This is a genomic window from Cupriavidus sp. TMH.W2, from assembly GCF_050847365.1.
In the GTDB taxonomy this organism is placed as follows: Bacteria; Pseudomonadota; Gammaproteobacteria; order Burkholderiales; family Burkholderiaceae; genus Cupriavidus.
Genome location: NZ_CP193792.1, coordinates 3,445,215 through 3,466,231, shown reverse-complemented (window position 1 = coordinate 3,466,231; position 21,017 = coordinate 3,445,215). Strand labels below are relative to the sequence as shown.

General features: G+C 66.5%; 16 protein-coding genes. 13 read left to right on the top strand and 3 right to left on the bottom strand.

From position 1 onward, the window contains the following. Window positions 1–61: 61 nt before the first annotated feature. Window positions 62–1,063: a protein-methionine-sulfoxide reductase catalytic subunit MsrP gene (gene msrP / locus ACREYQ_RS15900; protein ID WP_432258507.1), complete on the top strand. Its 1,002-nt coding sequence runs from the start codon at window positions 62–64 to the stop codon at window positions 1,061–1,063. Next, a complete protein-coding gene (gene msrQ / locus ACREYQ_RS15895; protein ID WP_432258506.1) occupies window positions 1,063–1,764 on the top strand; it encodes a protein-methionine-sulfoxide reductase heme-binding subunit MsrQ in 702 nt (233 codons plus the stop codon). The genes msrP and msrQ overlap by 1 nt, the downstream gene beginning before the upstream one ends. A gap of 28 nt (window positions 1,765–1,792) precedes the next feature. Here msrQ and lysA read toward each other — a convergent pair whose 3' ends face one another. Both lysA and ACREYQ_RS15885 read right to left on the bottom strand, forming a co-directional pair. Beyond that, window positions 1,793–3,052, bottom strand: a complete 1,260-nt coding sequence (lysA, locus tag ACREYQ_RS15890) for a diaminopimelate decarboxylase (RefSeq protein ID WP_432258505.1) — start codon at window positions 3,050–3,052, stop codon at window positions 1,793–1,795. Window positions 3,053–3,054: 2 nt separating this feature from the next. Next, the gene (locus tag ACREYQ_RS15885) at window positions 3,055–3,306 is read right to left on the bottom strand and encodes a hypothetical protein (RefSeq protein WP_432258504.1); all 252 of its coding nucleotides are present in this window, start codon (window positions 3,304–3,306) and stop codon (window positions 3,055–3,057) included. Between the two features lie 144 nt (window positions 3,307–3,450). Between ACREYQ_RS15885 and cyaY the strand changes: the two genes are divergently transcribed. Next, window positions 3,451–3,786, top strand: a complete 336-nt coding sequence (gene cyaY, locus ACREYQ_RS15880) for an iron donor protein CyaY (RefSeq protein ID WP_115212761.1) — start codon at window positions 3,451–3,453, stop codon at window positions 3,784–3,786. An 82-nt stretch (window positions 3,787–3,868) separates the two neighbouring features. Here the strand turns inward: cyaY and ACREYQ_RS15875 are convergent, their stop codons facing one another. Then, entirely contained in the window at window positions 3,869–6,244 is a 2,376-nt protein-coding gene (locus tag ACREYQ_RS15875; protein ID WP_432258503.1) for a penicillin-binding protein 1A, read from the bottom strand. 401 nt (window positions 6,245–6,645) lie between these two features. On the opposite strand from ACREYQ_RS15875, the gene pilM reads away from it, so the two are divergent. The 10 genes from pilM (at window position 6,646) to ACREYQ_RS15825 (ending at window position 20,967) form a co-directional block, all read left to right on the top strand. Beyond that, a complete protein-coding gene (gene pilM, locus ACREYQ_RS15870; RefSeq protein WP_432260432.1) occupies window positions 6,646–7,716 on the top strand; it encodes a type IV pilus assembly protein PilM in 1,071 nt (356 codons plus the stop codon). Window positions 7,717–7,733: 17 nt separating this feature from the next. After that, on the top strand, window positions 7,734–8,399 hold the full coding sequence (locus ACREYQ_RS15865; RefSeq protein WP_432258502.1) for a PilN domain-containing protein: 666 nt from the start codon (window positions 7,734–7,736) through the stop codon (window positions 8,397–8,399). A gap of 2 nt (window positions 8,400–8,401) precedes the next feature. Continuing rightward, on the top strand, window positions 8,402–9,073 hold the full coding sequence (locus ACREYQ_RS15860; protein ID WP_432258501.1) for a type 4a pilus biogenesis protein PilO: 672 nt from the start codon (window positions 8,402–8,404) through the stop codon (window positions 9,071–9,073). Next, on the top strand, window positions 9,070–9,621 hold the full coding sequence (locus ACREYQ_RS15855) for a pilus assembly protein PilP (RefSeq protein WP_432258500.1): 552 nt from the start codon (window positions 9,070–9,072) through the stop codon (window positions 9,619–9,621). Before ACREYQ_RS15860 ends, ACREYQ_RS15855 begins: the two co-directional genes overlap by 4 nt. Further along, complete coding sequence (pilQ, locus tag ACREYQ_RS15850; protein ID WP_432258499.1) at window positions 9,618–11,795, top strand: type IV pilus secretin PilQ; 2,178 nt, start codon at window positions 9,618–9,620, stop codon at window positions 11,793–11,795. The genes ACREYQ_RS15855 and pilQ overlap by 4 nt, the downstream gene beginning before the upstream one ends. Before the next feature lie 351 nt (window positions 11,796–12,146). Next, window positions 12,147–12,707 (top strand): shikimate kinase, encoded by a 561-nt coding sequence (locus tag ACREYQ_RS15845; RefSeq protein ID WP_432260431.1) that lies wholly within the window; start codon window positions 12,147–12,149, stop codon window positions 12,705–12,707. Further along, window positions 12,704–13,810 carry a 3-dehydroquinate synthase gene (aroB, locus tag ACREYQ_RS15840; RefSeq protein ID WP_432258498.1) on the top strand — a complete coding sequence of 369 codons (1,107 nt, stop codon included), beginning with the start codon at window positions 12,704–12,706 and terminating at the stop codon, window positions 13,808–13,810. The genes ACREYQ_RS15845 and aroB overlap by 4 nt, the downstream gene beginning before the upstream one ends. 48 nt (window positions 13,811–13,858) lie before the next feature. Then, entirely contained in the window at window positions 13,859–14,995 is a 1,137-nt protein-coding gene (locus tag ACREYQ_RS15835; protein ID WP_432258497.1) for a deoxyguanosinetriphosphate triphosphohydrolase, read from the top strand. Between the two features lie 162 nt (window positions 14,996–15,157). After that, complete coding sequence (locus ACREYQ_RS15830; RefSeq protein ID WP_432258496.1) at window positions 15,158–15,883, top strand: transposase; 726 nt, start codon at window positions 15,158–15,160, stop codon at window positions 15,881–15,883. A gap of 287 nt (window positions 15,884–16,170) precedes the next feature. Beyond that, window positions 16,171–20,967: a glutamate synthase-related protein gene (locus ACREYQ_RS15825; RefSeq protein ID WP_432258495.1), complete on the top strand. Its 4,797-nt coding sequence runs from the start codon at window positions 16,171–16,173 to the stop codon at window positions 20,965–20,967. The last annotated feature ends 50 nt before the right edge of the window (window positions 20,968–21,017 follow it).

Genomic DNA, 21,017 nt, shown 5'->3' with positions numbered 1-21,017 from the left:
TCCAATCCTGCAAGCGTGCAGGCGCAACCTGCGCAGGCACGGCCAGGCAACAAGGAAAACCATGCTGATTCCTTCCCCCAAATGGCTGCGCGGCGGCGATATCGCCGCCGGCGAAATCACGCCCCGTCACGTCTTCGAAAGCCGCCGCCGCGTGCTGGCATTGGCCGCCGCGGGGGCGGCGGGCAGCGCGCTGTCGCCCTGGCTTGCGCGCCAGGCGTTGGCGCAGGGCCAGCACGGCGCGAAGCTGGCCGCCACGCCCAACAACACCTACGTCGTCACCGAGAAGCGCACGCCCTACGCGGAAGTGACCACCTACAACAACTTCTACGAGTTCGGCACCGACAAGTCCGACCCGGCGCGCAACGCCGGCACGCTGCGGCCGCGTCCGTGGCAGGTGGCGGTGGAAGGGCTGGTGAAGAAGCCCAGGGTCTATGACCTGGACGAGCTGGTGAAGCTGGCGCCGATGGAAGAGCGCGTCTACCGCCTGCGCTGCGTGGAGGGCTGGTCGATGGTGATCCCGTGGATCGGCTACCCGCTGGCCGAGCTGATCCGCCGCGTCGAGCCGCAGCCCGGCGCGAAGTACGTCCAGTTCATCACGCTGGCCGACAAGAAGCAGATGCCCGGCGTCAGCAGCGGCGTGCTCGACTGGCCGTACAGCGAGGGCTTGCGCCTGGACGAAGCCATGCACCCGCTGGCGCTGCTGACCTTCGGCCTGTACGGCGAGGTCCTGCCCAACCAGAACGGCGCGCCGGTGCGCATGGTGGTGCCGTGGAAGTACGGCTTCAAGAGCGCCAAGTCGATCGTGAAGATCCGCTTTGTCGACAAGCAGCCGCCCACCAGCTGGAACCTGGCCGCGCCGCAGGAGTATGGTTTCTACTCGAACGTGAACCCGGACGTGGACCATCCGCGCTGGAGCCAGGCCACCGAGCGCCGCATCGGCGAAGAGCGCGGCAGCGGCTTTGGCGCGCTGTTCGCGCCCAAGCGCAAGACCCTGCCGTTCAACGGCTACGGCCAGCAGGTGGCGTCGCTGTACCAGGGCATGGACCTGAAGAAGTTCTTCTGATGCAAGGCGAGCGCATGGCCACCTCTTCCCCCAGCACCGCCGCCGTGTCGGCACGCAAGCCGGCCGGCCCGGCCACGCTGTCGCCGCAGCGCGTGCGCGCGCTCAAGTTCGCGCTCTGGCTGCTGGCGCTGCTGCCGTTCGCGCGGCTGCTGTACTTGGGCGCCACCGAACAGTTCGGCGCCAACCCGCTTGAGTTTGTCACCCGCTCCACCGGCACCTGGACGCTGGTGATGCTGTGCCTGACGCTGGCCATTACCCCGCTGCGCCGCCTGACCGGCTGGAACTGGCTGATCAAGATGCGGCGCATGCTGGGCCTGTTCGCGTTCTTCTACGGCCTGCAGCACTTCCTGCTGTGGATCGGCGTGGACCGCGGCTTTGATCTCCCCTACATGATCAAGGATGTGTACAAGCGGCCCTTTATCACGGTGGGCTTCACCGCCTTCATGCTGATGGTTCCGCTGGCGCTGACCTCGACCAACGGCATGGCGCGCCGCCTGGGCGGCAAGCGCTGGCAGGCGCTGCACAAGCTGGTCTACGCCATCGCCGTGGTGGCCATCCTGCACTACTGGTGGCACAAGGCAGGCAAGAACGACTTCAGCGAAGTGTCGATCTACGCGGCGGTGGTGTTCGTGCTGCTGGGGATGCGGCTGTGGTGGCGGCTGCGCCGGCCGGCCGCGGGGGCGCGCCAGCCGGCCGCGTAGAACGCATCGGCAGGCCGGGCTGTGGGATTCAGTCTTGCAGCAGGCGCTCGTCGCGGAACAGGTCCTCGACCAGTTCGCGCTCGCGCACCAGGTGCACCCTGGCGCCGTCGACCATCACTTCGGCGGCGCGCGGGCGGGTGTTGTAGTTGGAACTCATGGTGAAGCCGTAGGCACCCGCCGACATCACTGCGAGCAGGTCGCCCGGCTGCACCGCCAGCGCGCGGTCACGGCCCAGCCAGTCGCCCGATTCGCACACCGGGCCGACGATGTCGTAGGTCACGGCTTGCGCGTCGCGCAGCGCCACCGGCTCGATGCGGTGGTAGGCCTCGTACATGGCCGGGCGCGCCAGGTCGTTCATGGCCGCATCGACGATGCAGAAGTTCTTGGCCGCGCCGGGCTTCAGGAACTCCACCTGCGTCAGCAGCACGCCGGCGTTGCCCACCAGCGAGCGGCCCGGCTCGAACAGCACCTCGCGGTGGCCGTGGCCGCGCGCGGCCACGCGTTCCAGCAGCGTGGCGGCAAAGCCGGTGATGTCCGGCGGGGTCTCGTCGGTGTAGGTGATGCCCAGGCCGCCGCCCACGTCGATATGCGCCAGGCTGATGCCTTCGCGCTCGAGCGCCTCGACCACGTCCAGCACCTTGTCCAGCGCTTCCAGGTAGGGTTCGACCTCGGTGATCTGCGAACCGATATGGCAGTCGATGCCGGTCACTGCCAGGTGCGGCAGCGCGGCCGCGGCGCGATAGGTCGGCAGCACGTCCTCGAAGGCGATGCCGAACTTGTTGCCCTTCAGGCCGGTGGAAATATAGGGGTGGGTCTTGGCATCGACGTCCGGGTTGATGCGCAGCGACACGCGCGCACGCTTGCCCACGCTGCCGGCCACTTCGTTCAGGCGGTCCAGCTCGGGAATCGACTCGACATTGAAGCAGCGCACGTCGTGCGCCAGCGCCAGTTCCATCTCAGCCGCGCTCTTGCCCACGCCGGAGAACACCACCTTGCGCGGGTCGCCGCCGGCGGCCAGCACGCGCTTGAGCTCGCCGCCCGAGACGATGTCGAAGCCGGCACCAAGCCTGGCAAACACTTGCAGCACCGCCAGGTTGGAGTTCGCCTTCATGGCGTACTGGACCTGTGCCTTGCGGCCCTGGCAGGCGGCGGCATAGGCCTGGTAGGCAGCGGTAAGCGCCGCGCGCGAGTACACGTAGGTGGGCGTGCCGAACTCGGCGGCAATGCGCGCCAGCGGCACCTGCTCGACGGCAAGCGCGCCGTCCTGGCGATGGAAAAATGCGGTCATGGTTATCGGGTGGTGGGGGCTGCTGGGGACGATGCGGGCGTGGTTGCCGGTGTATTGGCCGGTGTATTGGCCGGCGCCGCAGGGGCGGCCGGCACGGCATCGGCATGGCCCAGGCCCGGATCTGTCACGGTCGGCGGGGTCGGCTCGGGCGGCACCCTGGGCATGGTCAGCGGCCCGCGGATACCGCATCCGCCCAGCAGGGGCATCGCAAGGGCGGCGGCAAACGCCGATACAATCGCAACACGACGCAGCATCGGGTCGTCCTTTAGGCTGTTGGCAAGGCGTTGGATGGCCGACGCGCAACGGCCGGGCATCCGAAGGATTCTTAACAAAAAAGCCGTTCGCGCCACGTACGCCCGGTCCGGGCAGCGGCGGCAACGGCGGTCTCGGAGTTTAGCATGCCCCCCTTGAGCGAAAGCGAGTTCCTGGCCCTGGCCACGCAGGAGCTGGACCGCATCGAAGCCGCGGTCGAGGCGGCCGCCGACGCGGCCGACGCCGACATTGAAATCAGCCGCACCGGCAACGTGATGGAGCTGGAATTCGAGAACGGTTCCAAGATCATCATCAACAGCCAGGCGCCGATGCAGGAGCTGTGGGTGGCCGCGCGCTCCGGCGGCTTCCACTTCCGCCGCGACGGCGAGCGCTGGATCGACACCCGCAACGGCGGCGAGCTGTACGCGGCGCTGTCGGGCTATGTCAGCGAGCAGGCGGGCGCGGCGCTCAAGCTGGGCTGACAGGTAGTCAGCTTTGGGCCTGCTTCGCGGGCAAAGAAAAAGCCGGCCTCGCGGCCGGCTTTCTGCTGTCTGGCGACCGCGCTCACGCGCCGCCGAACATCTCCAGGATCTTCTTCTTCTCGGCCTCGGTATCGGCCGGCGGCGTCGTCGACTCCTCCGCCTTGCCCGGCCACGGGTCGCCCAGGCCCACCGATGCCACGCCGGCGCCGCCGGCGTTCTCTTCGAAGGTCCAGTCGCCGCCCACCATCAGCACGCCTTCCGGCACCGGCCGCTCGGGCGCTTCCGGCACGCCCTTGAGCGCCTTGCTCATGTAGCCCACCCAGATCGGCAGCGCCAGGCCGCCACCGGTTTCGCGCACGCCCAGGCTCTTGGGCTGGTCGTAGCCCATCCAGGCAATCGCCACCAGGTTGGGCGTGTAGCCGGCGAACCAGGCATCGACCGCGTCGTTGGTGGTGCCGGTCTTGCCGGCCAGGTCGTTGCGGCCCAGGCGCTGCTTGGCGCTGGCGGCGGTGCCGATGCGCACCACGTCGCGCAGCATGGTGTCGGCGATAAAGGCGGTGCGCGCGTCAAGCACGCGCACGGCGTCGGTGCCGGCGCGCTGCGGACGGGTTTCGGAGATCACATTGCCGCGCGCGTCCACCACCTTCTGGATCAGGTACGGGTTGACGCGGTAGCCGCCGTTGGCGAACACCGAGTACGCGCCCGCCATCTGCAGCGGCGTCACCGCGCCCGAGCCCAGCGCCATCGGCAGGTAGGCAGGGTGCTTGTCGGCCTCGAAGCCGAAACGCGTAATGTAGTCCTGCGCATACTGCGTGCCGATCGCGCGCAGGATCCGCACCGAGACCAGGTTCTTGGACTTGGCCAGCGCGCGGCGCATGGTCATCGGGCCTTCGAAGCGACCGTCGTAGTTCTTCGGCTCCCACACCTGGCCGCCGGTATCGGGGCCGATCGTCAGCGGCGCGTCATTGATGACGGTGGCCGGCGAGAAGCCCTTTTCCAGCGCGGCCGAGTAGATGAACGGCTTGAAGCTGGAACCCGGCTGGCGCCAGGCCTGGGTCACATGGTTGAACTTGTTGCGGTTGAAGTCGAAGCCGCCCACCATCGAACGGATCTCGCCGTCCTGCGGGCTGATCGACACAAACGCCGCGGCCACTTCCGGCAGCTGCGTCACCGTCCAGTTGTCTTTCTCGTCCTGCGTCACGCGGATGATCGCGCCCGGGCGCATCTTCATCTTGGGCTGGGCGCTGGACGACAGTGAGGGCGAGATAAAGCGCAGCGCCGCGCCTTCGATGGTTGCCACTTCGCCGGACAATAGCGTTGCCTTCACCTGCCTGGTCGACACACTGGTGACCACGGCCGAGCGCAGGTCGCCGCTGCCGGGGTGCTCGACCAGGGCATCGTCGATGGCCTGCTCGCGCTCCGACGGGTCGGAAGGCAGGTCGATAAACGCCTCGGGACCGCGGTAGCCGTGCTTGCGCTCGTAGTTCATGATGCCCGCGCGCACGGACTCATAGGCTGCGTCCTGGTCCGGCTTGGTCAGCGTGGTGTAGACCGTCAGGCCGCGCGTGTAGGTCTCTTCACGGTATTGCGCATACATCAGCTGGCGCACGATCTCGGCAACATACTCGGCGTGCGTCGAGAACTCGTTGCCTTCGGTGCGCACCTTCAACTCGGCATGCACGGCCTGGTCGTACTGCTCGGGCGTGAGGTAGCGCAGGTCGCGCATGCGCTGCAGGATGTATTCCTGGCGCACCTTGGCGCGGCGCGGGTTGACCACCGGGTTGTACGCCGACGGCGCCTTCGGCAAGCCGGCCAGCATGGCGGCCTCGGCCGGCGTCACGTCGCGCACCGACTTGCCGAAGTACACGCGCGCGGCGCTGTCAAAGCCGTAGGCGCGCTGCCCCAGGTAGATCTGGTTCATGTACAGCTCGAGGATCTGGTCCTTGCTCAGGTTGGCCTCGATCTTGTACGCCAGCAGCATCTCGTAGATCTTGCGGGTGTAGGTCTTCTCGCTGGACAGGAAGAAGTTGCGCGCCACCTGCATGGTGATGGTGGAGGCGCCCTGCGACAGCCCGCCGCGCAGGTTGGCCAGCCCGGCACGCATCACGCCGACGAAGTCGACGCCGCCGTGCTCATAGAAGCGGTCGTCCTCGATCGCCAGGACCGCCTTTTTCATCACGTCCGGGATCTCGGCGATGGGCACGAAGTTGCGCCGCTCCTCGCCGAATTCGCCGATCAGCACATTGTCCGCCGTGTAGATGCGAAGCGGGATCTTGGGACGGTAGTCGGTGATGGTGTCCAGCGACGGCAGGTTGGGCGCGGCCACCAGCAATGCGTAGCCGAGCAGCAGCGCAAGCACGACGGCACCGGCGACAACCAGCCCGACCGCCCAGAACATGAGCCGCGTCCAGATCGGACGGCGGGCAGGGTGGGACGGCTTCTGTTGTGCTGTGGCCATAAGGGAAATACCTAGTCAGGGGTGCCCGGGATTATATCTTCCGGCATCGGCCCGCCCGGGCGTACAGTGGCGGGGGCGCCGCTATCGCGCTGTTACAAGATGTAAGGCGGCGAATGCCGGTGTGCAAGCGACGTTGGCGGCTGCTACGGTGGCATGGGCGGGCGCACAAGCCCGCACGGAAAGGAACCCGACGACCGTGGGGTTTTGGCAACGGATTGGCGAGGGCCTTCTGAAAAAGAAGTTTGGGCCAGTTCGGCACGTTGCCACCGATGCTGTATTTTGTGAGAATCGACCAACATAAAAAAGCACACGTTTCACTCAAGAAACTAGGCTCGCCCGATTAGAGCATGCAAGCCAGGGGCGAGTTCAAAAGTCAGGGGGTCACCTTGCGTCGGGGCATTTTGTCGGGGCTTCTACGCCGGACTACGGTCGGCGTGGACATCGGGTCGTCCAGTATCAAGGTAGTCGAACTGTCCGTTGGGGGCAGCAGGCAAGACTACCGGCTGGAAAAATGCGCCAGTGAACTGCTGGACCGCAACGCCGTTGCCGATGGCAACGTCATCAATATCGAGGCAGTCGGGATCGCGCTCAGGCGCGCGCTCGGCAAGGCCGGCATCCGCTCCAAGGACGTGGTGCTGGGCGTGCCGTCCATGCTGACCGAGTCACAGACCGTCAGCCTGCCGGACAACCTGTCCGAAGACGAACTCTATTCCCAGGTCGAATCCGAGGCGCATCGGCTCTATCCGCCGTCGCAGGCAGTCAATTTCGACTTTGCCGTGATCGGCCCCAGCGAGACCGAGGGCGGCATCGGCGTGCGCGTCACCGCCGCCAACAGCGACCGCGTGCAGGAACGCGTGACCGCGGCCGAAATGGCCGGGCTCAAGCCGCAGGTCATGGACGTAGAGGAATACGCGGTGCAGCGCTCAATCGTGCAGATGCTGGGCGTGCCGCAGGAGATATCCGAGGCCGACGCCCGCGCGCTGCCGGTGGTGGCGGTGGTCCACCTGGGCGGCAGCCGTTCCAAGGCCATCTTCTACCAGGGCTGGAAAGAACTGTACGAGCAGCCGCTGAACAGCTACGGGGACCAGCTCACGCAGAGCGCGGCGCGCATGTTCACGCTCGACGCGCTCAAGGCCGAGATCAAGAAGCGCAAGAACACGCTGCCTGAAGCCTGGCGCGCGCAACTGCTCAAGCCGTCGCTGGATGCCCTGGCAATGGAAGTGCAGTCCGCGATCGGCAACTTCATTGCCAGCTCCAGCCTGGGCCGGGTCGACGAGATCCTGCTCTCGGGCGGCCATGCGTCGCTGTTCGGCGTGCAGGCGGCGATCCAGCACCAGACCAAGATCACCACCACGCTGGCGAACCCGTTCGCCAACATGGCGACCAACGCCAAGGTCAATGAGCGCTACCTGCAGCGCGACCTGCCGGCATATATCGTCAGCGTCGGCCTGGCTCTGCGCGGCCTGCAATAACCCACCGGAGGCATCAGATGTCTACGAACACACTGCCTTCGGTCAACCTGCTGCCTTACCACGAAGCCCGCAAGGCAGCACGGCGCAAGAAGGTCTATACGATGCTGGCCGCCGCGGCGGCCGGCGGCGCGGCCATGGTGCTGCTGGGCGGTGTCTATATTGACGGGCGCATCGCTTCGGTGGTCGCGCTGAACCAGGTTTTGAGCACCGAGAATGCCAAGCTCGACGGGCAGATCCGCGAAGTCAACAACCTGAAGAAGGACATCGACGCGCTGCTGCAGCGCCAGAAGGCGGTCGAAGGCCTGCAGACCGAGCGCAACCGCCCGGTGCAGCTGCTTGAGGAACTGGTGCGGCAGGTGCCCGAGGGCGTCTACCTGACCAGCCTGAAGCAGACCGGCGAGGCCTTCACCATCTCCGGCGTGGCGCAGTCCAACGAGCGCATTTCCGAGCTCTTGCGCAACCTGGGCGGCGTGGCCTGGCTGGACAAGGCCGAGCTGGTCGAGTCCAAGGCGGTCACCATGACCAACAACCTGCGCGAACAACGCCGGCTGTTCGACTTCTCGATGCGCTTCGCGTACCGCGCGCCGGAGACGCCGGCCGACGGCAAGAAGGCCGCGCCGGGCGCTTCCGCGCCATCCGCCGCACCTGTTCCCGCACCTGCCCCCGCGGCCGGAAAGGCCTGACCATGGCGCTCAATACCGAAATCAACCTGGCCGACCTGACCAGCCAGTTCCGCGGGCTCAGCCTGAACGAGCCGGAGACCTGGCCGACCGCGCCGCGCGTGCTGTTCGCGGTCCTGGCCGCGGCGGTGGTGCTGGTGCTGGGCTGGCAGTTCTACTGGAGCGCCAGGTTCGACGAGCTCGACCGCCAGCGCCAGGAACAGGAAAGCCTGAAGCAGGCGTACCAGTCCAAGGTGGCCCAGGTGGCCAACCTGGACGCGCTGCGCGAGCAGAAGAAGCAGGTGGAGCAGCGCGTGGCGCTGCTGGAGCGGCAACTGCCCAACAAGACCGAGATGGATGCGCTGCTGGCCGACGTCAACCATGCCGGCGTGGCGCGCGGGCTGCAGTTCGAACTGTTCAAGCCGCAGGCCGCGGTGCTCAAGCCCTACTTTGCCGAGATTCCGGTGAACCTGCGCGTGACCGGCCGCTACCACGAGGTGGCGCAGTTCAATGCCGACGTCGCGGCGCTGTCGCGGATCGTTTCGATGCAGAACCTGCAACTGGCCAATACCAAGGACGGCGGGCTGTCGATGGAGGCGGTGGCAATGGCCTACCGCGCGCTCGATCCCGACGAGCAGGCGGCGCAGCGCAAGGCCGCCGCAGCCGCGGTGGCCGCCAAGGCGGGAGGTGCCAAATGAGCCGCACCATCCGTACCCGCAGCCTGGCATGGACCGCATCGCCGCGTGCGCTGGCGGCGGCAGCGCTGGCCGTCGGCTTGCTGGGCGCCTGCGGCGCCAGCGACGAAGACGCGCTGCGCCAGTGGATGAATGCCACCCGCAGCGCGCGCGCCAAGCCGCCGGAGCCGGTGCCCGATGCCAGGCCTTATGTGCCGCGCGAGTACGCCGCGGCCAATGCGCCCGAACCGTTCGCGCAGGAAAAGATCGGCGAGCTGAACCGGACGCTGGCGGATTCGCCCGAAGCCGGGCGGCGCCGCGAGCCGCTGGAGGACTACCCGCTCGAGAACTTCAAGATGCTTGGCATGATGAAGAAGAACGGAGAGACCTACGGCATCGTGCGGGTAGATAACAAGATCCACCATGTCAAGGTGGGTCAGTATCTCGGCCAGAGCTACGGCCGGGTGGTCCGCATCACCGATCAGGAGATCGTGTTGCGCGAATTGGTCCGGGAGGGGGTATCAGAGTGGAAAGAGAAAATGACCAGCCTGAAGCTGGAGGCGGCGGCATGACCCCCGCGCGCTGGTATCGTGCGCTCGCGGGCGCCGCAAAGACGGCGATGGCGCTGTTGCTGTTGATTGCCGCTCCGGCCGCGCTGGCACAAGGCAACCGGATCAAGTCGGTTGACGTCAGTAGCGTCGGGGAGCAGACCGTGTTCACGGTCGAGCTCGAACGGCCGCTGACGCAGAAGCCGGCGGACTTCACCACGCAGAACCCGGCACGGCTCGCGATCGATTTCTTCGATACCGGCTTTGACAAGCGGCGCGCGCAATATGAGTACGGCGGCAAGCTGCTCAAGGCCGCCAACGTGGTGCAGATCGGCGATCGTACCCGCGTGATCCTCGACCTCGCGCGCAACGCCACCTATCGCACCGACCTGCGTGGCAACTACTTCGTGGTGGCAATGGATAATGTGGCGCCTGCGCTCAAGAGTGCCGCTCCCACGTTCGCGCCGGCACCGTCGGCTGAGGCGGCCGCGGCGGCCGGGCGGCCATCGGTGCGCAATATCGACTTCCGCCGTGGCGCCGACGGTGCCGGCCGGGTGGTGGTGGACCTGTCCTCGCGCGACTCAGGCATCAATATCGCGCAGCAGGGCCAGAATGTGGTGGTCGATTTCCTCGCCACCACGCTGCCCGAAAACCTGCGCCGGCGCTTTGACGTGAGCGACTTCGGCTCGCCGGTGCAGGCCATGCGCGCTTCGGATGCCAACGGCAACGCGCGCCTGACCATCGAGCCGCGCGGCCACTGGGAGTACAGCTCGTACCAGACCGACACCCAGTTCGTGGTCGAGGTGCGGCCGGTCAAGGAAGACCCGACCAAGCTGATCAGCGGCCCGGGCTACCGCGGCGAGCGCCTGTCGCTGAACTTCCAGAACATCGACATCCGCTCGCTGCTGCAGGTGTTTGCCGATTTCACCAACCTGAACATCATCACCAGCGAAAGCGTGCAGGGCAACATCACGTTGCGCCTCAAGGACGTGCCGTGGGACCAGGCGCTGCAGATCGTGATGGATGCCAAGGGGCTGGCCTCGCGCCGCAACGGCAATGTGCTGTGGGTGGCGCCCAAGGCCGAGCTGCAGACCAAGGAAAAGCTGGAGCTTGAGTCGCAGCAGCAGATCAACGACCTCGAGCCGATCCGCAGCCAGGTGTTCCAGCTCAACTACCAGCGCGCGGAGGACGTGCGCAAGATGCTGCTGGGCTTGAGTACCGGCGCAGGCGCCGCGGCTGCGGCACCCGTGCCCATCGGGGTGCCGGGGGCGGCGGGTCTGAGCACGCGCATGCTGTCCAAGCGCGGCTCGCTGACGGCGGATGCGCGCACCAACCAGCTCTTTGTCTCGGATATCGCCACCAAGCTGGAAGAGGTGCAAAACTTTATCGGCAAGATCGACATCCCGGTGCGCCAGGTGATCATCGAGGCGCGCATTGTCGAGGCGACCGATACCTTCAGCCGCAACCTGGGCGTGAAGCTCGGGTTTGCAGGCCAATACAACAATGCGCGTCTGGGCAACACCTATAACAGCGTGTCCCCTGTGCCGGTCACCACACCGGGCAATCCGCCGACTCAATTGGGCTTTGCGCCGGACAACGGTTCGTTCCTGAGCCTTCCCGCCGCCGCGATCAATGGCGCGAATCCGGCCAACGTGGCGATAAGCCTGTTCAATAGTGCTGCCACCAAGTTCCTGTCTCTGGAGCTTTCAGCGCTGGAAGCGGACGGCAAGGGCAAGATCATCTCCAGCCCGCGCGTGGTCACGGCCAACAATATCAAGGCGCTGATCGAGCAGGGCACCGAACTGCCGTACCAGGCCGCCACCTCCAGCGGCGCCACCTCGGTGCAGTTCCGCAAGGCCAACCTGAAGCTGGAAGTCACCCCGCAGATCACGCCGGAAGGCAATGTGCTGCTGGACGTGGATGTGAACAAGGACAGCGTGGGCATCCAGACCACCTCGGGCTTTGCCATCGACACCAAGCACGTGCAGACTCAGGTGCTGGTGGAGAACGGCGGCACGGTGGTGATCGGCGGCATCTATACCCAGACCGAGTCCAACGACGTGGACAAGGTGCCGTTGCTGGGCGATATTCCGGTGCTGGGCCACCTGTTCAAGAGCAACGCCAAGGTGCGCAACCGCACTGAACTGCTGGTGTTCCTGACCCCGCGCATCCTGAACGAGAGCGTGTCGCTCAAATAAGGGCATGGCGCCCGGAGGCGCCGGATACAGTAGACTGGCAGGCCGCATCGAGGGATGCGGCCATTTTTTTGCGCGCCGCCGCAGCGGAGCCCGGCGACAGCCCCGGAACGGACCCGGAAATGCGGTCTATGCCGCATTCGGCACTTGCCGGCCGCGCCACAACATAAGAAGATGATGCAGTTCCCAACCGGGGAGGACGGCTCGCAAGCCGCGCTCCCGAACGACAGTCCAGTGACAGCCTCAGCGACAGGGCCGGCGGCACAGCGCCAGGCCCAGGATCGGCGCGACGCCGATCGATCCGACTCCGAGCGACCGGAATCGGATCGACCCAACCTCTTTTTCGTCGGCCTGATGGGCGCCGGCAAGACCACCGTGGGCCGCACGGTGGCGCGGCGACTGCACTATCCGTTCTTCGATTCCGACCATGAACTGGAGGCCCACTGCGGCGTGCGCATCCCGGTGATCTTCGAGGTCGAGGGCGAAGCCGGCTTCCGCGACCGCGAGGCCGCGATGATCCGCGAACTCGCCGCGCGCCAGGGCATCGTGCTGGCCACCGGCGGCGGTGCCGTGCTGCGCCCCGAGAACCGCGAGGTACTGAAGTCCCGCGGCACGGTGGTGTACCTGCGCGCCAGCCCGCATGACCTGTGGTTGCGTACCCGTCACGACCGCAACCGCCCGCTGCTGCAGACCGAGGACCCCAAGGGCAAGCTCGAGGCCCTGTATGCCGAGCGCGACCCGCTCTACCGCGAAGTCGCCGACTTCATCATCGAAACCGGCAAGCCCTCTGTGGCGCAGCTTGCTAATATGGTGTTGATGCAACTTGAAATGGCCGGTTTCCCGATCGATCCCCCGCAGCCGGCGTCGGCGCCCGCGGGCGAGTCCGGGCCGCCGGCGCAGGACCCCAATCCATGATTACGCTTGAAGTCGACCTGGGCGAGCGCAGCTACCCCATCCACATCGGTACCGGCCTGCTGGACAACGCCGACCTGCTGCGTCCCCACGTGCGCGGGCAGCACGCCGTCATCGTCACCAATGAAACCGTCGGCCCGCTTTATGCAGCGCGGGTGGAGGCCACCCTGGCCGCGCTCGGCAAGACCGTGCGCACGGTCACGCTGCCCGACGGCGAGGCCTTCAAGCACTGGGAAACGCTGAACCAGATCTTCGACGCGCTGCTGCAGGCCGGCGCCGACCGCAAGACCACGCTGGTCGCGCTGGGGGGCGGCGTGGTGGGCGACATGACCGGGTTTGCCGCCGCCTGCTACATGCGCGGCGTGCCTTTCATCCAGATGCCGACCACGCTGCTGGCGCAGGTGGATTCATCGGTGGGCGGCAAGACCGGCATCAACCACCCGCTGGGCAAGAACATGATCGGCGCGTTCCACCAGCCCAACGCGGTGATCGCCGATATCGACACGCTGCGCACGTTGCCCCCGCGCGAGCTGGCCGCCGGCATGGCTGAGGTCATCAAGCACGGCGCCATTGCCGACGCCGAGTACTTCGGCTGGATCGAACGCCATATCAAGGCGCTGAACGACTGCGACCCGGACCTGATGGCGCTCGCCGTGCAGCGCTCGTGCGAGATCAAGGCCGGCGTGGTGGCGCAGGACGAGCGCGAGGGCGGCCTGCGCGCCATCCTCAATTTCGGCCATACCTTCGGCCACGCGATCGAGGCCGGCATGGGCTATGGCGCCTGGCTGCACGGCGAGGCCGTCGGCTGCGGCATGGTGATGGCCGCCGACCTGTCGCACCGCCTGGGCTTTATCGATATCGAGACGCTGGCCCGCATCCGCACGCTGACGCAGGCGGCGATGCTGCCCGTGGTGGCCCCGGAACTCGGTGCCGACCGCTATATCGAACTGATGAAGGTCGACAAGAAGGCCGAGGCGGGCAGCATCAAGTTCATCCTGCTGAAGCGGCTCGGCGAGGCGTTCATCACCGCCGTGCCGGACGCCGACCTGCGCGCCACGCTTGCGCACGCCGTGCTCAAACCTCCCACCGAGGCCCCGGTCGCCTGACCGACCGGTTATGCCTCGCCACCCCGACCCAGCCACCGGACGCGCCGCATGACCGACTTTGAAAGCCATCTCGCCCCTTACGCCGCCCGCTCCGCGCACACGCGCGGGCGGGTGCATGCCGAACCCGCATCGCTGTCGCGCAGCGAATTCCAGCGCGACCGCGACCGGGTCATCCACAGCACGGCGTTCCGGCGGCTCGAGTACAAGACCCAGGTTTTCGTCAACCATGAGGGCGACCTGTTCCGCACCCGGCTGACCCACAGCCTGGAGGTGGCGCAGATTGCGCGCTCGATCGCGCGCAACCTGCGCCTCAATGAGGACCTGGTCGAGGCCATCTCGCTGGCGCACGACCTGGGCCACACGCCGTTCGGACACGCCGGGCAGGACGCGCTGAACAACTGCATGAAGAACCACGGCGGCTTCGAGCACAACCTGCAGAGCCTGCTGGTGGTGGACGAGCTGGAAGAGCGCTATGGCGGCTTCAACGGCCTGAACCTGACCTTCGAGACCCGCGAGGGCATTCTCAAGCATTGCTCGCGGGTCAATGCCTCGGCGCTGGGCGAGCTGGGCCGGCGTTTCCTGGAAGGCACGCAGCCGTCGCTGGAGGCGCAGCTGGCCAACCTGGCCGACGAGATCGCCTACAACAACCACGATATCGACGATGGCCTGCGCTCGGGGCTGCTGACGCTGGAGCAGCTCGACGAGGTGCCGATGTGGGCCCGCCACCGCGCCGAGGTGGCCGATGCCTTCCCTGGCATCAACGGCCGCCGTGCCATCAACGAGACGGTCCGGCGCATGATCAATACGCTGATCGTCGACCTGATCGAGACCACCAGCCGCAATATCGCCGCGGCCAGCCCGCGCACGATCGACGCGGTGCGCGCCGCCGGCCCGCTGGTCGGCTTCAGCCCGCAGATCCATGAGGAAGCCGCGGCGCTCAAGCGCTTCCTGTTCCGGCACCTGTACCGGCACTATCTGGTGATGCGCATGTCGGCCAAGGCGCAGCGCATTGTCGGCGACCTGTTCCAGGCCTTCATGTCCGATCCGCGCCTGCTGCCGCCGCAGTACCAGGCCGGCCACGGCGGCGACCAGTCGCGGCTGATCGCCCACTACATCGCAGGCATGACCGACCGCTACGCGATCCGCGAGCACCGCCGCATCTTCGCGGTCAGCGAAGGCAACTGAGCACTGGATTTCTTCGCAGTAACGCCAGGATCCCTGGCGCGCCCAAAACGGCCACTCCGTCATTCCCGCCTGCGCGGGAATGACGGGCAAGAGATATCGGCAAGGAAATAAGTAGGGACGGATCAGGCTATCATGCGGGCTCCGATGCTCGCATGACCTGCCATGGCACGCCTTCCCCGCTTCTCTCCCGCCGGCCTTCCCGCACTGGTGTTGCAGCGCGGCAACAACCGCCAGGATGTTTTCCTGGGGCCGGACGACTACCTGCACTACCTCGACTGCCTGCGCATGGCCGCGCGCGAGCATGATCTTGCCATCCATGCCTATACGCTGCGGCCCAACCACGTGCACCTGGTCGCCACGCCCAAGGGCACAGATTCGCTGAGCCTGACCATGCAGGCGGTCGGGCGCCGCTATGCGCGCTACTTCAACCGCGTGGCAGGCCGCACCGGCACCCTGTGGGAGGGGCGCTTCCGCTCCGCGGTGTTCGATCCGCTGCAGTGGATGCTGCCGGCGATGCTCTATGTCGAAGGCAACGCGCTGCGTGCCGGCGAAGTGACTACCCCCGAGGCCGACCGGTGGAGCAGCTACCGCCACCACGCCGGCATCGAAGCCAGCCCGTTTGTAAGTGACCACTCTGCGTACTGGGAACTCGGCAATACGCCGTTCGAGCGCCAGTCGAACTACCGCATGCTGACCGCCGAGGGCCTGTCCGGCAGGACCCTGCAAACACTGCGCAGCCATGCGCACAGCGGCTGGCCGCTTGGTGACGAAGCCTTCCTTGCGCAACTGGAACGGCACGCCACGCGGCGTGTTCAGCCCTTGCCGAAAGGCCGCCCCAAAAAGGTGCAAGCGGTTGCCGATCCAGTGCCCGACGCGGCAGGAAATTAATGTGTCCCCATTTAATCAAATCACAGAAACGGTGCGTTTATTAATGTGTTCTGACCCCATTTAAAAATTTTGCGAGGTCGGCGCGATTCCCATATAGTTGCTCCACCCACAGTCATTGTGCGGCGCGTCACGCTCGTGTACGCCGCTGCGGCCCGCAGACAGCTTCGTCCCCATTTTCCAACCCGCCGGATCCGGTCCTGGGTGGATCTGATAGAAAGCGCGCGGTCTCCGTTCCGGTATGTCCAGCAGTTCGCGCAGCCTTCACCGGAATTCAGCCCGTGGACCAAATGAAGAACCTTTCGGCCCAAGCGCAGACCAGCGAGCAAATCAGCGAGTCTTCCTCCGCCCTCGACCTGCGCCCGCAGGCGCAAGGCATGTACGACCCGACCAACGAGCACGACGCCTGCGGCGTCGGCATGGTCGCGCATATCAAGGGCAAGAAGTCGCACGAGATCATTTCCCAGGGCCTGAAGATCCTGGAGAACCTGGACCACCGGGGTGCGGTCGGCGCCGATGCGCTGATGGGCGACGGTGCCGGTATCCTGATCCAGATCCCGGACCAGTTCTACCGCGAGGAAATGGCCGCGCAGGGCGTGAGCCTGCCGCCCGCCGGCGAATACGGCGTGGGCATGATCTTCCTGCCCAAGGAACACGCCTCGCGCCTGGCCTGCGAGCAGGAGCTGGAGCGCACGGTCCGCCTGGAAGGCCAGGTCGTGCTGGGCTGGCGCGATGTGCCGGTCGACGCCAGCATGCCGATGTCGCCGACGGTGCGCACCACCGAGCCGGTGATCCGCCAGATCTTCATCGGGCGCGGCCGCGACATCATGACCACGGACGCGCTGGAACGTAAGCTCTACGTCATCCGCAAGACCGCCAGCCACGCCATCCAGGCGCTCAAGCTCAAGCACGGCAAGGAATACTTCGTGCCGTCGATGTCGGCACGCACCGTGGTGTACAAGGGCCTGCTGCTGGCCAATCAGGTCGGCGAGTACTACCTGGACCTGCTGGACCCGCGCGCCGTGTCGGCCCTGGCCCTGGTGCACCAGCGCTTCTCGACCAACACCTTCCCGGCCTGGGAACTGGCCCACCCGTACCGCATGGTCGCCCACAACGGCGAAATCAACACGGTCAAGGGCAACGTCAACTGGATCAACGCACGGACCGGCGCGATCTCGTCGCCGGTGCTGGGCGACGACCTGCCCAAGCTGTGGCCGCTGATCTACCCCGGCCAGTCCGACACCGCATCGTTCGACAACTGCCTCGAACTGCTGACGATGGCCGGCTACCCGCTCGTCCACGCGATGATGATGATGATCCCGGAAGCCTGGGAACAGCACACGCTGATGGACGACAACCGCCGCGCCTTCTACGAATACCACGCCGCCATGATGGAGCCGTGGGACGGCCCGGCCGCGATCTGCTTCACCGACGGCCGCCAGATCGGCGCCACGCTGGACCGCAACGGCCTGCGCCCGGCACGTTTCTACGTGACCGAGGACGACGTCGTGGTGCTGGCCTCGGAAGCCGGCGTGTTGCCGTTCCCCGAGTCGCGCATTGTTGAGAAGTGGCGCCTGCAGCCCGGCAAGATGTTCCTGATCGACATGGAGCAGGGCCGCATCATCGACGACAAGGAACTCAAGGACAATCTGGCCAACGCCAAGCCGTACAAGAGCTGGATCGACGCCGTGCGCATCAAGCTCGACGAGATCGACGCCAAGCCCGAAGACGTCGCCGCCGAGAAGAAGCCCGTGGCCAAGCTGCTGGACCGCCAGCAGGCCTACGGCTACACCCAGGAAGACGTCAAGTTCCTGATGGCGCCGATGGCGCTGTCCGGCGAGGAAGCCACCGGCTCGATGGGCAATGACAGCCCGCTGGCGGTGCTGTCGTCCAAGAACAAGACGCTGTACCACTACTTCAAGCAGCTGTTCGCCCAGGTGACCAACCCGCCGATCGACCCGATCCGCGAGAACATGGTGATGTCGCTGGTGTCGTTCATCGGCCCGAAGCCGAACCTGCTGGAGCTGAACAACATCAACCCGCCGATGCGCCTTGAAGTGTCCCAGCCGGTGCTGGACTTCAAGGACATCGCCAAGATCCGCAACATCGAGCACTACACCGGCGGCAAGTTCCGTTCGTACGAACTGAACATCTGCTATCCGACCGCCTGGGGCAAAGAAGGCATCGAAGCGCGCCTGGCCTCGCTGTGCGCCGAAGCCGTGGATGCGGTGCGTTCGGGCTACAACATCCTGATCGTGTCGGACCGCCGCGTGGACGCCGACCACGTCGCCATCCCCGCGCTGCTGGCTACGTCCGCCATCCACCATCACCTGGTGGAGAAGGGCCTGCGCACGTCCACCGGCCTGGTGGTCGAAACCGGCACCGCGCGTGAAGTGCACCACTTCGCGCTGCTGGCCGGCTACGGCGCCGAAGCCGTGCACCCGTACCTGGCGATGGAAACGCTGTCCGACATGGCCAGCGGCCTGTCCGGCGACCTGTCGCCCGAGAAGGCGGTCAAGAACTTCGTCAAGGCGATCGGCAAGGGCCTGTTCAAGGTGATGTCCAAGATGGGCATCTCCACGTACATGTCGTACACCGGCGCGCAGATCTTCGAAGCCATCGGCCTGTCGCGCGAACTGGTGCAGAAGTACTTCCACGGCACGCCGTCGAACGTCGAGGGCATCGGCATCTTCGAGGTGGCCGAGGAAGCGCTGCGCCTGCACAAGGACGCCTTCGGCGCGAACCCGGTGCTGGAAAACATGCTGGACGCCGGCGGCGAATACGCCTTCCGCATCCGCGGCGAAGAGCATATGTGGACCCCGGACTCGGTCGCGAAGCTGCAGCACTCGGTGCGCGCCGACGACGGCAAGGGCGCCTACCAGACGTACAAGGAATACGCCAACATCATCAACGACCAGAGCAAGCGCCACATGACGCTGCGCGGTCTGTTCGAGTTCAAGGTGGATCCGGCCAGGGCGATTCCGCTGGAAGAAGTGGAGTCGGCCAAGGAAATCGTCAAGCGCTTCGCCACCGGTGCGATGTCGCTCGGCTCGATCTCGACCGAAGCCCACACCACGCTGGCGCTGGCGATGAACCGCATCGGCGGCAAGTCCAACACCGGCGAAGGCGGCGAGGACGAGAAGCGCTACCGCAACGAGCTGCGCGGCATCCCCATCAAGCAGGGCGATACCCTCAAGGGCCTGCTGGGCGACAACGTGATCGAACGCGACCTGGAGCTGCAGGCCGGCGATTCGCTGCGCTCGAAGATCAAGCAGGTGGCGTCGGGCCGTTTCGGCGTGACCGCCGAATACCTGGCCTCGGCCGACCAGATCCAGATCAAGATGGCGCAGGGCGCCAAGCCCGGCGAAGGCGGCCAGCTGCCCGGCCACAAGGTCTCGGACTACATCGGCAAGCTGCGTTACTCGGTGCCGGGCGTGGGCCTGATCTCGCCGCCCCCGCACCACGACATCTACTCGATCGAGGATCTGGCACAGCTGATCCACGACCTGAAGAACGTCAACCCGGCGTCGGACATCTCGGTCAAGCTGGTGTCCGAAGTGGGCGTCGGCACCGTGGCCGCGGGCGTGGCCAAGGCCAAGGCCGACCACGTGGTGATCGCCGGCCATGACGGCGGCACCGGCGCTTCGCCGTGGTCGTCGATCAAGCACGCCGGCACGCCGTGGGAGCTGGGCCTGGCCGAAACGCAGCAGACCCTGCTGCTCAACGGCCTGCGCAACCGCATCCGCGTGCAGGCCGACGGTCAGATGAAGACCGGCCGCGACGTCGTCATCGGCGCGCTGCTGGGCGCCGACGAGTTCGGCTTCGCCACCGCGCCGCTGGTGGCCGAGGGCTGCATCATGATGCGCAAGTGCCACCTGAACACCTGCCCGGTGGGCGTGGCCACGCAGGATCCACAGCTGCGCAAGAAGTTCCAGGGCAAGCCTGAGCACGTGGTCAACTTCTTCTTCTTCGTTGCGGAAGAAGCCCGCGAGATCATGGCCCAGCTGGGCATCCGCAAGTTCGACGAGCTGATCGGCCGCGCCGACCTGCTCGACACCAAGCCCGGCATCGAGCACTGGAAGGCGCGCGGGCTGGACTTCGGCCGCATCTTCCACCAGGTGTCGCTGGGCGCGCAGGTGCCGCTGTTCCACACCGACGTGCAGGACCACGGCCTGTCGGCCGAGGCCGGCAAGGCGCTGGACCACGTGCTGATCGCCAAGGCCCGTCCGGCCATCGAGAAGGGCGAGCGGGTCTCGTTCATCCAGCCGGTGAAGAACGTCAACCGTACCGTCGGCGCGATGCTGTCGGGCGTGGTGGCGCGCCAGCATGGCCACGAAGGCCTGCCTGACGACACCATCCACATCCAGCTGCAGGGCACCGCCGGCCAGTCGTTCGGCGCATTCCTGGCGCACGGCGTCACGCTGGACCTGGTGGGCGACGGCAACGACTACGTCGGCAAGGGCCTGTCGGGCGGCCGCGTGATCGTGCGCGCCCCGCATGAGTTCCGCGGCGACCCGACCCGCAACATCATTGTCGGCAACACCGTGCTGTACGGTGCCATCGCCGGTGAAGCGTTCTTCAACGGCGTGGCCGGCGAACGCTTCGCGGTGCGCAACTCCGGCGCGGCCGCCGTGGTGGAAGGCACCGGCGACCACGGTTGCGAGTACATGACCGGCGGCACGGTGGTGGTGCTGGGCGGCACGGGCCGCAACTTCGCGGCCGGCATGTCGGGCGGCGTCGCCTACGTCTATGACGAGGACGGCCTGTTCGACAAGCGCTGCAACACCTCGATGGTGGCACTGGAGGCCGTGCTGGCCGCCGCCGACCAGGAGAAGGGCCAGGGCCCGGCTTCGTGGCACAAGGTCGACGGCAAGCGCGTGCTGGATGAAGTCATCCTGCGCAACCTGATCGAGCAGCATTTCCGCTACACCGGCTCCGAGCGCGCCAAGGCGCTGCTGGCTGACTGGGCCACGGCACGCCGCAAGTTCGTCAAGGTCTTCCCGACCGAGTACAAGCGCGCGCTGGGCGAGATGTACGCCAAGGAACAGGCCGCCCGCGACAGCGACCGCGAAGCCATCGCGGCCTGAGCGCAGGCAACGGCACAGCAACCAAGCAGCGATGGGCTGCGGCAGCCGCC